General features: G+C 71.3%; 16 protein-coding genes. 11 read left to right on the top strand and 5 right to left on the bottom strand.

Annotated features, from left to right (window positions below; translation table 11 throughout):
• Position 1 precedes the first annotated feature (1 nt).
• From ADK65_RS27075 to ADK65_RS27060, 4 genes are read left to right on the top strand one after another with little or no spacing between them, the layout of a single operon-like run.
• Positions 2-412 carry a roadblock/LC7 domain-containing protein gene (locus tag ADK65_RS27075; RefSeq protein ID WP_003994857.1) on the top strand — a complete coding sequence of 137 codons (411 nt, stop codon included), beginning with the start codon at positions 2-4 and terminating at the stop codon, positions 410-412.
• A complete protein-coding gene (locus ADK65_RS27070) occupies positions 409-780 on the top strand; it encodes a DUF742 domain-containing protein (RefSeq protein ID WP_053673549.1) in 372 nt (123 codons plus the stop codon). The genes ADK65_RS27075 and ADK65_RS27070 overlap by 4 nt, the downstream gene beginning before the upstream one ends.
• Entirely contained in the window at positions 761-1,363 is a 603-nt protein-coding gene (locus tag ADK65_RS27065) for a GTP-binding protein (RefSeq protein WP_053673547.1), read from the top strand. The genes ADK65_RS27070 and ADK65_RS27065 overlap by 20 nt, the downstream gene beginning before the upstream one ends.
• On the top strand, positions 1,360-2,604 hold the full coding sequence (locus ADK65_RS27060) for a cytochrome P450 (RefSeq protein WP_053673545.1): 1,245 nt from the start codon (positions 1,360-1,362) through the stop codon (positions 2,602-2,604). The genes ADK65_RS27065 and ADK65_RS27060 overlap by 4 nt, the downstream gene beginning before the upstream one ends.
• Before the next feature lie 47 nt (positions 2,605-2,651).
• On the opposite strand, the gene ADK65_RS27055 is transcribed toward ADK65_RS27060, so the two are convergent.
• Complete coding sequence (locus tag ADK65_RS27055) at positions 2,652-4,382, bottom strand: hypothetical protein (RefSeq protein ID WP_234352971.1); 1,731 nt, start codon at positions 4,380-4,382, stop codon at positions 2,652-2,654.
• Positions 4,383-4,687: 305 nt separating this feature from the next.
• Here ADK65_RS27055 and ADK65_RS27050 point away from each other — a divergent pair, with 305 nt between their 5' ends.
• Together ADK65_RS27050 and ADK65_RS27045 are read left to right on the top strand one after the other, a co-directional pair.
• Entirely contained in the window at positions 4,688-5,155 is a 468-nt protein-coding gene (locus tag ADK65_RS27050) for a pyridoxamine 5'-phosphate oxidase family protein (protein WP_053673543.1), read from the top strand.
• Between the two features lie 79 nt (positions 5,156-5,234).
• Positions 5,235-5,627 (top strand): VOC family protein, encoded by a 393-nt coding sequence (locus tag ADK65_RS27045; protein WP_030845174.1) that lies wholly within the window; start codon positions 5,235-5,237, stop codon positions 5,625-5,627.
• A 231-nt stretch (positions 5,628-5,858) separates the two neighbouring features.
• On the opposite strand, the gene ADK65_RS27040 is transcribed toward ADK65_RS27045, so the two are convergent.
• Positions 5,859-6,155: a DUF4235 domain-containing protein gene (locus tag ADK65_RS27040; protein ID WP_031108703.1), complete on the bottom strand. Its 297-nt coding sequence runs from the start codon at positions 6,153-6,155 to the stop codon at positions 5,859-5,861.
• A gap of 34 nt (positions 6,156-6,189) precedes the next feature.
• Entirely contained in the window at positions 6,190-7,215 is a 1,026-nt protein-coding gene (locus ADK65_RS27035) for a glutathione S-transferase family protein (RefSeq protein ID WP_053673541.1), read from the bottom strand.
• Positions 7,216-7,316: 101 nt separating this feature from the next.
• On the opposite strand from ADK65_RS27035, the gene ADK65_RS27030 reads away from it, so the two are divergent.
• Positions 7,317-8,276, top strand: a complete 960-nt coding sequence (locus ADK65_RS27030; RefSeq protein ID WP_234352970.1) for a cation diffusion facilitator family transporter — start codon at positions 7,317-7,319, stop codon at positions 8,274-8,276.
• 87 nt (positions 8,277-8,363) lie between these two features.
• Here ADK65_RS27030 and ADK65_RS27025 read toward each other — a convergent pair whose 3' ends face one another.
• Positions 8,364-8,813, bottom strand: a complete 450-nt coding sequence (locus ADK65_RS27025; protein ID WP_053673537.1) for a nitroreductase family deazaflavin-dependent oxidoreductase — start codon at positions 8,811-8,813, stop codon at positions 8,364-8,366.
• Positions 8,814-8,918: 105 nt separating this feature from the next.
• Positions 8,919-9,551 carry a LysE/ArgO family amino acid transporter gene (locus tag ADK65_RS27020; RefSeq protein ID WP_053673535.1) on the bottom strand — a complete coding sequence of 211 codons (633 nt, stop codon included), beginning with the start codon at positions 9,549-9,551 and terminating at the stop codon, positions 8,919-8,921.
• A 341-nt stretch (positions 9,552-9,892) separates the two neighbouring features.
• On the opposite strand from ADK65_RS27020, the gene ADK65_RS27015 reads away from it, so the two are divergent.
• The 4 genes from ADK65_RS27015 to ADK65_RS27000 all read left to right on the top strand — a co-directional run bounded on the left by ADK65_RS27015 (position 9,893) and on the right by ADK65_RS27000 (position 13,176).
• Positions 9,893-11,089 (top strand): cytochrome P450, encoded by a 1,197-nt coding sequence (locus ADK65_RS27015; RefSeq protein WP_053673533.1) that lies wholly within the window; start codon positions 9,893-9,895, stop codon positions 11,087-11,089.
• A 14-nt stretch (positions 11,090-11,103) separates the two neighbouring features.
• Positions 11,104-11,301, top strand: coding sequence for a ferredoxin (locus ADK65_RS27010; RefSeq protein ID WP_053673531.1), 198 nt, complete (start codon positions 11,104-11,106; stop codon positions 11,299-11,301).
• Between the two features lie 249 nt (positions 11,302-11,550).
• Complete coding sequence (locus ADK65_RS27005) at positions 11,551-12,087, top strand: flavoprotein (protein ID WP_053673529.1); 537 nt, start codon at positions 11,551-11,553, stop codon at positions 12,085-12,087.
• A 120-nt stretch (positions 12,088-12,207) separates the two neighbouring features.
• On the top strand, positions 12,208-13,176 hold the full coding sequence (locus ADK65_RS27000; protein ID WP_053673527.1) for an aldo/keto reductase: 969 nt from the start codon (positions 12,208-12,210) through the stop codon (positions 13,174-13,176).
• Positions 13,177-13,192 lie beyond the last annotated feature (16 nt).

Raw genomic sequence — 13,192 nt, 5'->3', positions numbered from 1 at the left:
CATGACGCAACAAGGAACCGACGTGAGCTGGGCGCTCCGCGATCTCGTCGAGAGCATCCAGGAGATCCGTTTCGCCCTCGTGGCCTCCAGCGACGGCAAGGCCATCACCTCCTACGGCGCCGAAGACCCCGACGACGTCGACCGCTTCGCGGCCGTGGTGGCCGGTCTGCAGGCGCTGGCCCAGCCGGTCGCCGAGCAGTTCCCCAAGTACGCCGGGCAGTTGCGCCTGGCGATGATCGAGGTGGACGGGGGGCACCTGTTCGTCGTGCGCGCCGGTGTGGAGACGTACCTCGGTGTCCTCGCCCGGGAAGGCCTCGACCAGGGGCTGCTGGGACATCAGATGAGGGACCTGGCCCGCAGGATGGGTGAGCTCCTCGGCACCACTCCGCGCCTGGAGGAGCACTCTGGATGAGTGCTCCCCGCAGACCGTCGGACCCGTCCGGTCTCGAGCGCTACTACGTCCTCACCGGAGGACGCAGCGGACCGGGCGGTTCGGCGTCGAGCCTCGACGTGGCGACCCTGGTCGTCGCCCGCGCCGCCCCGTTACCGGGCATGCAGCACGAGCACGAGGAGATCCTCCGCCGCTGCCGCGACCCGCTGTCGGTCGCCGAACTCGGCGCTCACCTCGGGCTCCCCTTCAACATTCTCGCGGTGCTGCTGTCGGACCTGCTGGACGCAGGTCGCGTCGAAGCCCGTGACCCCATCCCGGCCCACGAAGCCGGCCGCGGGCCCGACCTCGCGCTCCTTGAGGAGGTACTCAGTGGACTTGAAAGGCTTTGACCAACCCGGTGGCTCGGCCGGGGACACCCGCTCGGTGAAGGTGATGATCGCCGGCGGGTTCGGCACCGGGAAGACCACCATGGTCCGGTCGGTCAGCGACATCAAGCCGCTCACCACCGAGGAGACCCTCACCCAGGCCAGCGTCGACGTCGACCACCTCATCGGTGTCGCCGACAAGACGCAGACCACCGTCAGCCTGGACTTCGGCAAGATCGGCATCAACGAGAGCCTGGTGCTGTACCTGTTCGGCACACCCGGGCAGGAGCGGTTCTGGTTCCTGTGGAACGGCCTGTTCAAGGGCGCGCTCGGCGCGATCGTCCTGGTGGACACGCGCCGGCTGGAGTCCAGTTTCCGTGCGATCGAGGAGATGGAGCGGCAGGAAGTCCCCTTCGTCGTCGCGCTCAACGTGTTCCCCGACTCCCGGAACTACCCGGTCGAGGAGATCCGCGACGCCCTGGACATCCCCGAGCACACCCCGGTCGTGGCCTTCGACGCCCGCGACCGCGCCTCCAGCCGGGACGTCCTCGTCGCCCTGATCCACCATCTGAAAGAACGCTCCGCCGTGGCCATGGAGCCCCGATGAACGATCAGACCGAACACTCCTCCCAGGTCCGCGGCTGCCCCGTGGCCCACCACGGAAGCGACCTCACCCGGCTGTACGGGCCCGAGGCCGCGACCGACCCCGGGGGCATCTACGAACGGCTGCGCAAGGAACACGGCTCGGTCGCACCGGTGCTGCTGGAGGGCGACATCCCCGCCTGGCTGGTTCTGGGCTACCGGGACAGCCGGCGCGTGCTCGAGAACCCCCTCCAGTTCCCCCGGGACGCGCGGACCTGGCGTGACCTGCGGGAGGGCCGGGTCGCGGACGACTCTCCGCTCGTTCCGATGCTGGCCTGGCGCCCCGACTGCGTGTCCCAGGACGGCGAGGCACACCGCCGACTGCGCCGTGCCGTCAACGACGCGCTGCAGTCCGCCGCCGGCCGCGGTGTCCGCCGCCACGCCATGCGCTTCGCCAACAAGCAGATCGACACGTTCGCGGACTCCGGCCGCGCCGATCTGGTGGCGGACTACGCCGACATCATGCCGATGATCGTGGTCGCGCGCGTTCTGGGGCTCGCCGAGGCGGAGGGGCGCCGCCTGGTCGAGTCCTGCGCCCAGGTGATGAAAGGCGGCGAGGACGCTGTCCTGCACGACGGCGTGATCAAAGAGATCCTCGGTGAACTCGCCGAGCGCAGGCGGTCCGAACCCGGCTCCGACCTCGCCACCGGCCTGCTGGAGCATCACGCGGGCCTCGACCACGACGAGGTCGTCTCCCACCTGCGCGCGGTGCTGATCGCCGCGCATGTGACGACCAATCTGCTGGCCCGGGTGCTGGAACTTGTCCTGACCGACGCCTCCCGGCTCTCCGGGCTGATCAGCGGTCAGCTGAACATCTCGGCGGTGGTGGAGGAGGCCATGTGGAACTCGCCGCCGCTGGCCGTCCTGCCGGGGCGCTTCGCCGTCGGCGACGTGGAACTGGGCGGGCACCGCATCGAGGAGGGCGACCTGCTCGTTCTCGGTCTCGCCCCGGGCAACCTCGACCCCGAGGTCCGGCCGGAATCGGGTGTCTCGGTGCACGGCAACCAGGCGCACCTGGCGTTCGGCGCCGGCCCGCACGAGTGCCCGGGGCAGAACATCGGCATGGCCGTCATCGAGATCGCGGTGGACGTCCTGCTGCACCGTCTGCCGGGCCTGCGCCTGGCCGTGCCGCCCGAGGAGCTCACCTCGACCGCGTCCACATGGATGTCCCTGCTGGACAGCCTGCCGGTCGAGTTCGACGTATAGGCCCGGAACGCCGCTGCCCGGCCGGCCCCGCCGGCCGGGCAGCGGCGTCAGCCGTCGAGCCAGTCGCCCGCGAGGTCCGAGGGCCGGTATCCGGTGGCGCTCCAGAGGAAATGCGGGTGGGCGCAGCCGAACATGTAGGCGAGCAGCGCGATGTCCTCCCTCCCGGTCCGGGGGTCTTGCAGGGTGTGGAAGAACTCGGCTCCGGCTGCGCCGGAGTCCTGCTGGATCTCCCGAGCGCGGGCCGTGGACGGTGCGGCGCCGGCCGCCTCCACGGCGGCGATGTAGGTGCGGCGCAGGATCTCCCAGGTGCTGTCGACGCTGCCGTGCCAGGGGCCGTGCAGTGCTTCGAAGGCATGCAGCTCGGCGTCGAAGAGAGGCCATGTCCCGGGGTACTGGGTCCGGCAGCGGGCGGACAGTTCGGCGGCGTGGGTGCCCAGAGCCGGTGCGGTGGCCCGCGGGGCGATGGTGAGGGTGGTGCCGTGGGTGAGGACGCCGGTGCATGCGTCGGGCTGAAGGTCGCACAGCGTGCACCCCTCGGCCGGGGGGAGGCCCTGGGGGATGCCGTCGAACCACAGGGCGTGGCGGCCCGTGAGCCCCAGCCAGACGATGGTGCTGGGCATCAGCCAGCTGTTCCACATCGAGGAATGCGCCTCGGGCATGCAGCCGTACTTGATGAGGGCGATGGCGGCGGCAGCGTAGAGGGCCTTGGTGTGGGAGGGCATGTCCGCGAGCCAGAAGTTGCTGATCTCGCCGGTGAGGGCGTCGGCCCGTACGTCGACCATGTCGTCGACGACGCGGCACAGCAGCAGGGAGGCGAGGTGCTCTTCCCGCCAGAGCTCTGTGTCGGGCGAGACGTGCCAGAACAGGCAGTCCATCATCTGCAGGACGGAGTAGGCGCTCTGACCGAGCGGGTTGGTCTGGGGGAGTTCGACGCTGCCCGCGTGGTGCTGCTGGAGCCAGTACTCGTCCACGGATCGTTTGTGGGCCGCGTACAGGCCGCAGACCAGGGCCCGCGCGGTGTTGGTGCTGAAGTCCTCGGCCAGGCGGCCTTCGATGAGCTGGGTGAGGTGCGCGGTGTCTATGGTGTCGATCACGCGCTTGTACTCATGGAAGAGCAGGATGTCGTCCTCGAAGCGGTGGCGGTAGCCGAGGTCCCGTTCGAAGTCGTTCAACACCCGGGCCAGGACCCATCCACCGGTCAGAACGCTGTCGAGTTCCCTGCGGTGAGGCCAGGTCTTGACGGTGAGGGGACGACCGGCGCTCTGCCGCCAGCCGTAGTCAGCCGTCGTGCGGTCGGGGGGCGTGGGCAGCCGGCGGCACAGCGCGCAGTCGCACCCGGTGGCCCGCTCCTCCTCGCGCGGCGGGGCGAGTGCTCGGCTCCGCCAGGCCCCTTCCAGCATCGCGCAGGTCAGTCGGCAGAGCTCGATATCGGTGCTGACCTGGGGGAAGGCCGCTCCGATCACGCGCAGGCCGGCGTCCAGCCGCTGCAGTCTGGCAGAGCCCGCCTCGTCGGGCGGGAGGAACGCGCGCGGCGCCAGACGGAGGGCTCCCTCGACACGCAACGTGGTCCTGGAGTGAGGGGATACGAGTGTGTCCAGCCGCTGCTGCGCGGCGTTCTCGGAAGCTCGGTGCTCCTCCGTGCACGGTTGTGCATGTTCCGCGAAGAGACGGGCCAGGGCGTTTCCCGCCTCCGCGGACTGGAGCCGGGCGCTCGGCCGGGCCGGGAGGAAGGTGTCGGTGGACGTCTCCGGACCACCGCCTACGACTCGAGGTTTCACACGGGTCTCCCTTTGAGCTGTGGTCACGGCAGCACGAATCGCCCCGCCTCCGCGGGTGGGCGGCCGGGGTGAGCGCCCATCTGCTCGAACCGGGGTTCGTGGCACGAAAGTTGAAGCGGAACCAATCTGCCCATCGCGTCATTGATCCACGCGGGACCGGACCGTGACGTCCGTTACTGCTCAAGCCTCTTGAGCTGCGTACACTCCCTCGTCCCTCATCCGGCGTGTCGCGTCCGCCGGGCCTCCGCGGCCGACCGGCGGCACACTGGACTCGCTCTGTCCGACGACTCCTCAGGAGCGCACCGATGACGACGTCCGCACCCGTACGCAGCGCTGAGCAGCGCGTGAAGGACACCCTGCACCGGCTGGACCACGACGTGGACGCCTGGGTCGCCACGGCCGACGGCGCGTCGGGGACGCCGTACCTCGTCCCGCTGTCCTTCCTCTGGAACGGCTCGTACCTGCTGTTCGCCACGCCCGCGTCGAGCCCCACCGGTCGGAACCTGGCCGCGTCCGGCCGGGCCCGCGTGGGCATCGGGCCGACCCGCGACGTCGTCATGGTCGAGGGTGCCGTCGAGACGGTCCAGCCGGGCGAGCTGACCGAGCAGGACGCCGAGCTCTTCGCCGCCAAGACCGGGTTCGACCCCCGCGCCCTCGCCACGCCGTACCTCTACTTCCGTGTCGTGCCGCGGCGGGTGCAGGCCTGGCGGGAGGCCGACGAACTCGACGGTCGCGAACTCATGCGCGACGGACGGTGGTTGAAGACCGACTGAATCGGCCGGACCGGGATATCCGCACAGGAGAGGGCCGTGGGGCACGACCGCCCCGCGGCCGCGATCCTGCGGAGGAGACATGGCACTGGTGAAAGCGGGGGTCCTCGTGCTCGACTGTGCCGAGCCCGAGAAGCTCGCCGTGTTCTACAAGGAACTGCTGGAAGGGGAGGAGTCGGACGCCACCGCCAACCGGGTGGAGATCAAGAGCGCCGACGGTTTCCGTATCGCCCTGCGCCGGGACGTCAACGCGACCCCGCCCAGCTGGCCGCGTCCCGAGAACTCGCTCCAGGCCCACCTGGAGTTCGTGGTGGACGATCTCGACGCGGTGGAACGCCGCGTCATCAGCCTCGGCGGCCGGCCCCTGGAGGCCAAGGAGCCCTCGGGCCCCCTTGAGGAACGCGGCTACGCCGATCCGGCCGGCCACTCCTTCACGCTGCGCCGCACCGCACCGACGGCACCCAAGCAGGGCTGACCGGCCGACGGCATCCAAGCAGGGCCGGCGGCTGTCCGCAGCCGTGGGACGCCCTCGACCGGCCCTCAGAAGGCCGCGCGACGCCTTGAAGGGCCCCGTCCGGCCGGCCCCGCCGGTCGGCTGGGATCTGGCGCGGTCCGGAAGCCGCCCGAGGCCCTCGACCGGCCGGCCCTGCTCGGGTGGCGCGCTCGGCCCCGCCCGGCAACCGCCGGACGGGGCCGTGTGGCTGTGTCAGTCCCGGCCGCCCTTCTCGCCGACCGGCCACGTGCCGGTCGAACGCTCGATGGCCTTGGCGCCCGCGCGGTCCACGGCGCTGCGCACCACCGCGAAGATGGCGCCCTGGATCGCGGCGGCCAGCAGGACCTCGCCCCAGCCGCGGTCCTTGTCCAGCGCGTCGGGCGCGTCCTCCTCGTGCCGGATCGCCATCCACGTCTTGCGGAAGGCGAGCCCTGCCAGCCAGCCGCCCGACCAGCCGAGCACGAATCCGAGCGGCTGGTACGCGAGGGACATCTTCTTCTTCTTTGCCACGGGAACTCCTTGGTAGCTGAGGGGGTGAGGGTGGTCAGGGAGTGTGCGCCGCCGGGATCCGCTCCTCGGGGCGGACGGGCCCGGGCGGTGTGCCGTCACCGAACGGCCGGCCGCCCAGCTCCTCGCGGTGATGCGGGGTCAGCCAGCCGGCCAGGTCAGGGCCCAGCGGCACGATGCGGGTCGGATTGATGCCCGTGTGCACCTGGTAGTAGTGACGCTTGATGTGGTCGAAGTCGACGGTGTCGCCGAATCCCGGCGTCTGGTACAGGTCGCGGATGTAACCCCACAGCACCCGGTTCTCCGTCAGCTTCCAGCGGTTGCACTTGAAGTGGCCGTGGTAGACCGCGTCGAAGCGGACCAGTGTGGTGAACAACCGGATGTCCGCCTCGGTGATCGTGTCGCCGACGAGGTACCGCTGCCGCTCCAGCCGCCCCGCGAGCAGCTCCAGCCGCCGGAAGACCCCGGCGCAGGCGGCCTCGTACTCCTCCTGCCCGGTGGCGAAGCCCGCCCGGTAGACGCCGTTGTTGACGTCCTCGTAGACGTCCGCCATGACCTCGTCGATCTCGTCGCGCAGCGCGGCCGGGTACAGGTCGGGCGCGCCCTCCCGGTGCAGGGCCGTCCACTCGGTCGCGAGGTCGAGGGTGAGCTGCTGGTAGTCGTTGGTCACCAGCCGGCCGCTGGACACCTCCACGATCGCCGGCACGCTGACACCGCCCGGGTAGTCGCTCTCCCGGCGGTCGTAGGCCTCGCTGAGGTAGCGGATGCCGAGAACCGGGTCGCGGCCGTCCTCGTCCAGCGTGAAGCGCCAACTGCGGTCGTCCTGGATCGGGTCGGCGACGGCCAGGGACAGGGCGTCCTCCAGGCCGAGCAGCCGCCGGGAGACCAGGGACCGGCTCGCCCACGGGCAGGCACGGCTGACGACCAGACGGTAGCGGCCGGCCTCCACCGGCCAGCCGTCCCGGCCGTCCGCGGTGATCCGGTCCGCGAAGTGTGCCTTGGACCGTTTGAACGCCCTCCTTCCGTAGCCGGTGTTGCCGTCGTCGCCGTCGTCGCGGCTCATGGGGGTGACCTCCTCTGCCTTGCGTGGGCCCTGGTGAACGCGTTCCCCGTTTTCCGTGGACGGCACGGTGTGAGTACCCCCGACCGGGGCAATCGGCGGAGGTGACTGATGAAGGAAGTGATCACAAGACACGCGTCACCGTGCTGGTGGCGCTCGCGGCCAATCTGGTGATCGCGGTGGCCAAGGCCATCGGCGGCCTGGTTGCGGGGTCACCGGCCCTGCTGTCCGAAGCGGCCCACTCGGTGGCCGACAGCCTGAACGAGGTGTTCCTGCTCGCGGCACTGCGCCGCAGCCGACGCCCCGCCGACCGGCGTCATCCCTTCGGCTACGGCAAGGAGCGGTTCTTCTGGTCGCTCCTCGCGGCCGTCGGGATCTTCGTCATGGGCGGCTGCTTCTCGTTCTTCCAGGGCTTCGAGGCTCTGACGAGCGAGACGGAGGAGGAGCTCAGCGGTTATGTGGCGGGCCTGATCGTGTTGGGTGTCGCCCTCCTGGCGGAAGGCGCTTCGCTGGTACGGGCGCTCTACCAGGTGCGACGGCAGGGCGGCGCGAGCGCCGGGCTGCGCGACCCGGCTCTGCGGACGGTCGTCGCCGAGGACGGCACCGCCGTGCTCGGCGTCACCCTGGCCATGGTGGGCATGGCTCTGCACATGGTCACCGGTCAGGCGGTGTGGGAGGCGTCCGCCTCGATCGCGATCGGGGCGCTGCTGGTCTACGTGGCCTTCCGGCTGGGCCGCGAAGCCCGCGACCAGCTGATCGGCGAGGCGGCCGATCCCGAGTCCAGCGGGCGCATATGCGCGCTGCTGCGCGCACAGCCCGAGATCGACAGCGTGGAAGCGCTGTTCACGATGAAGACCGGACTCGACACGGCCCTGGTGGCCGCCCGGGTCGACCTGGTGCCCGGCCTGGACAGCGAGCGTGTCGAGGAGGTCGCCGTGCGCATCAAGCGGTCCATCGCCCGGACGGTGCCCGAGGCCGACCAGATCTTCCTCGACGTGACCGACCGTCCCGCCCGCGAGGCAGCGGAAAGCCCCGCCGCGACGGGGGAGCGCGGCGGGGCCTGAACCTCGCGTGCCCCGGCGCGGCGGGTTCACACTCACGGGGCGGAAGATTTTTCCGCCGGCTGCCCGCACCGGGCAGCCGGCCCGCTGTCAGCCCTCTTCGGCCGGCTCCAGGACGAAGACCGGAATGTCCCGGTCCGTCTTCTTCTGGTAGTCGGCGTACGCCGGATACGCCGCGACGGCTCGTTCCCACCAGGCCGCCTTCTCCTCACCCGTGACCTCACGGGCGGTCATGTCCCGCTTCACCGGACCGTCCTGGAGCTCCACGTGCGGGTCGGCCCGCAGGTTGAAGTACCACACGGGGTGCTTGGGCGACCCGCCGAGGGAGGCCACCGCGGCGTAGCGCCCCTCGTGTTCCACCCGCATCACCGGTGTCTTGCGCAGTTTCCCGCTCCTGGCGCCCCGCGAGGTCAGGACGACGACCGGCATCTTCGAGCCCTGCAGGGTCGTCCCCTCCGTACCGCCGGAGCTCTCGTACAGCTCCACCTGCTTGCGCACCCACTGCGTCGGGCTGGGTTCGTATTCGCCTTCGAGCGGCATGACATCCGTCCCATCGTCGCGTTTGCGGCTTGTCGCCGTCTGCTGTCAACAACCGTGCCCCGGGGAAATCATCCGCACCCGCGGACATCCGCCCGGATGCGCATCTCATCCCGGCGCGAGCGCCATCCGCACCGCCAGCGCCGTCATCACCCCGCTCGCCACCCATGCCGTCGCCAGCCGCCCCCGGCGGCCGGTCAGCGCCCGGCCCAGCAGGGCCCCGCTCCCGGCGAGCAGCACCTGCCAGCTCGCGGAGGCGGCGAGGGCGGCCGCGACGAACACGCCCTGTTCCACGGGACCGGCCGGTCCCGTGGCCCGGGAACCGAGCACGAGCGCGGCGAAGTAGATGACGGTGGTGGGGTTCAGCAGCGTGATGCCCAGCAGGCCCAGATAGGCCCGGACCGGGCTCGGGGGAGCCGGGGCCGACCGGGTGGCGAGCCGGTGGCCGCGGTACTCGCGCACCGCGGTGACCGCGCCCCGTGCCGCCAGCGCGAGCAGGACCAGCACACAGACCCACCGCAGCGGCCCGAGCACGGGACGCAGCGCGGAGGCCAGGGCCGTTCCTCCGAGGGTGGCCGCGAGGGCGTAGAGACCGTCGGCGGTGGCGACGCCCAGCGCGGCGCAGACGCCGGTACGCAAGGTGGTCCGGGCGGTGAGGGAGACGAGGTAGGTCCCGACGGCGCCCACCGGTACGGCGATGCCGTACCCGGCGAGCAGCCCCGCGACGAGCGCGGCCGTCATGACCGGGCCGGTGTCGGTCCTCCGCGGCGGCCGGACTGCTGCTGTCGGCGCGCGGCAGAGGCGGCGGGCAGCGGCAGGAGAACAGTGAACGTAGGCATGGCCGGATCCTGCGGCCTGCCCGGCCGTGCCGACAACCGGTTTTCGCGCGGGCCCTCGCGCGCGGGCTCTGGCGCGGGCCCGGGCACCGCACGCCTCCCGCCGCCGTCGTTCGAACGCGAGGACGACGTTCCCCGGCCAAGTTGCCGGCGCCGGTGATCTGGCCGAACTTCGCGTCGCACCATTAGATGCCTTGGGCATCTAATGGCGGGCGGCACGACGCACTACTCGTCTGCGAGGTCTAAATGACGGAAACGACCGCACCCGTCGCCTTCCCCCAGAGCCGGACCTGCCCCTACCACCCGCCCGCCGCCTACGACGCGCTGCGCACCGAACGGCCCCTGACCCGGATCACCCTCTTCGACGGCCGCGAGGCCTGGCTCGTGAGCGGGCACGCCACCGCCCGCGCCCTGCTGGCCGACCCGCGCCTGTCGTCCAACCGCGACCGCCCCGGCTTCCCCGCCCCCACCCAGCGCTTCGCCGGGATCCGCAACCGCAGAACGGCCCTGCTGGGCGTCGACGACCCCGAGCACCGCGTCCAGCGGCGGATGGTCGTCGGGGACTTCACCCTCAAGCGGGCCGTCGAACTCCGGCCACGCATCCAGCAGATCGTGGACGAACGGCTCGACGCGATGATCGCCCAGGGGCCGCCCGCGGACCTGGTGAGCGCTTTCGCGCTGCCCCTGCCGTCCATGGTGATCTGCGCCCTGCTCGGCGTCCCCTACACCGACCACGACTTCTTCGAGACCCAGTCCCGGCGGCTGCTGCGCGGCCCGGAGACCGCCGACGTCCTCGACGCCCGTGACCGGCTGGAGACGTACTTCGGCGAACTGATCGACCGCAAGCAGCGGGATGCGGGTACCGGCCTGCTGGACGACCTGGTCCACCGGCAGCTGCGCGAGGGCGACCTCGACCGCGAGGGTCTGATCGCCATGGCCCTCATCCTGCTGGTCGCGGGCCACGAGACGACCGCGAACATGATCTCGCTCGGCACGTTCACCCTGCTCCAGCACCCCGAGCGGCTCGCCGAGCTGCGCGCGGACCCGCGGCTGCTGCCTGCCGCGGTCGAGGAGCTGATGAGGCTGCTGTCGATCGCGGACGGCATGCTGCGCCTGGCCGTCGAGGACATCGAGGTGGCGGGGACGACCATTCGCAAGGGTGAGGGCGTGGTCTTCGCGACCTCCGTCATCAACCGCGACGAGACGGTCTACCCCGATCCGGACACGCTGGACTGGAGCCGCCCGGCCCGTCATCACGTCGCGTTCGGCTTCGGCATCCACCAGTGCCTCGGCCAGAACCTCGCCCGCGCCGAGCTGGAGATCGCCCTGCACAGCCTCTTCGCTAGGCTGCCCGGTCTGCGCCTGGCCGCCCCGGCCGATGAGATCCCGTTCAAGCCGGGCGACACGGTCCAGGGGATGCTGGAACTCCCCGTGACCTGGTGAGGGCCCGCGCACCCATGCACATCGACATCGACAAGGACCTCTGCATCGGCGCGGGGCAGTGCGCCCTGACCGCCCCGGACGTGTTCACCCAGGACGACGAGGGCTACAGCATGCTGCTGCCGGGCGGCGAGGACAGTGGCAGTCCGCTGCTGCGGGAGGCGGCCCGCGCCTGCCCGGTCGGCGCCATCACCGTGTCCGAGACGGTGAGCTGACCACCCGGATCCACCCCGGCACTCAGGAGCCGCCGGGCCGCCTCGCGCGCCCCGGACTCGGGCGCGGCGGCTCCTGGAAAGGCCCGCCGTCGGTGGCGCGCGCCGACGGGTGTCGCGCCGTTCGGGGGGAACGATCGTTGTCAGCTGCAGACAGGGAGGAGGAGTTCGACGAGCGCGGTCCGGCCGGAGCCGGAAGGCGCCGGCACCTTCCCGGTCCGGTGAGCCCGGGACAGTCGCTAGGGTTCCGGGATGATCGAACAGGCCGCCCGCAAGCCCTTCCTCTACGTCGTCGTCTGCGCCGCCGGCGTCGCCGCGGACCTCGGGAAGCTGATCACCGCCGCGCAGGAACGGCAGTGGGAGGTGGGAGTCATCGCGACGCCCGTCGCCATGAACGGCTTCTTCGACACCACCGCCGTCGAGGCCCGGACGGGTCGCCGCATACGCTCCGCCTGGCGCACGCCCGGCGAGCCGCGCCCCTTCCCGGCGCCCGATGCCGTGGTGGTCGCCCCCGCCACCTTCAACACCGTCAACAAGTGGGCGGCCGGCATCGCCGACACCCTCGCTCTGGGCACCCTGTGCGAGGCCGCGGGGCTCGGGGTGCCGATCGCCGTCCTGCCGTGCGTGGCGGACGCTCTGGCCGCCCACCCCGCCTACCGGGACAGCCTCGAACGGCTGCGAGGGATGGGCGTGCGGTTCGGTGAGCCGTACGCGGGAGAGCCGGGGGAGGACGGTGGACGGCCGGACTTCGGCTGGGAGCGGGCCCTGGAGCTGGTCGAACGCCGCTGACCGGCAGGCCCGGGGCCACGCGCGGACGGCCCGTCAGGAGCCCCGCCCGGCCTTGCCTTCGAGCGCACACGAACACGTACGCTCCCCGTGCAATCCCCCCGAAAGCAGGAGCAGCCAACCATGCAGTACGTGAAGCTCGGTTCGACGGGCCTGGACGTCTCGCGGATCAGCCTGGGGTGCATGACCTACGGGCTGCCCGACCGCGGCACCCACGAGTGGACCCTCGACGAGGAGGCCTCGCGCCCGCTGATCCGGCAGGCCGTCGAGGCGGGCATCACCTTCTTCGACACGGCCAACGTCTACTCCGACGGCACCAGCGAGGAGATCGTCGGCCGGGCCCTGCGCGATTTCGCCCGCCGTGACGAGATCGTCCTCGCGACGAAGGTGCACGGCCGGATGCGCCCCGGACCGAACGGCGGCGGCCTCTCCCGCAAGGCCATCATGACCGAGCTCGACCACAGCCTCACCCGCCTCGGCACCGACTACGTCGACCTCTATCAGATCCACCGCTTCGACCCGCACACCCCGGTCGAGGAGACGATGGAAGCCCTGCACGACGTCGTCAAGGCCGGCAAGGTCCGCTACATCGGAGCCAGTTCGATGTACGCCTGGCAGTTCTCCAAGGCCCAGTACACCGCCCGTCTGAACGGCTGGACACGCTTCGTCTCCATGCAGAACCACTACAACCTGATCTACCGCGAGGAGGAGCGCGAGATGCTCCCCCTGTGCGCGGACCAGGGTGTGGGGGTGCTGCCCTGGAGCCCGCTCGCCCGCGGCCGTCTCACCCGGGACTGGGACACCACGACCCGGCGCGGAGCCACGGACGCCTTCAGCGGCAGCCTGTACCACGACGGCGACCGCGCCATCGTGGAGGCGGTCACCCGCATCGCCGGCGAACGGGGCGTCTCCCGCGCGCAGGTCGCCCTCGCCTGGCTGCTCCAGCAGCCCACGGTGACCGCACCGATCGTCGGCGCCTCCAAGCCCGGGCACCTTCAGGACGCGGTGGCCGCCGTGGAACTCCGGCTGACCGACGGGGAACTGGAGGAGCTCGAGCGCCCCTACGGCCCCCACCCGGTCGCCGGCCACTGAACCCACCCCTCGAAGG

Source organism: Streptomyces sp. NRRL B-1140 (genome assembly GCF_001280065.1).
GTDB lineage: Bacteria > Actinomycetota > Actinomycetes > Streptomycetales > Streptomycetaceae > Streptomyces.
The sequence above is the reverse complement of the archived record's forward strand: the minus strand, read 5'-3'. Positions and strand labels throughout refer to the sequence as shown.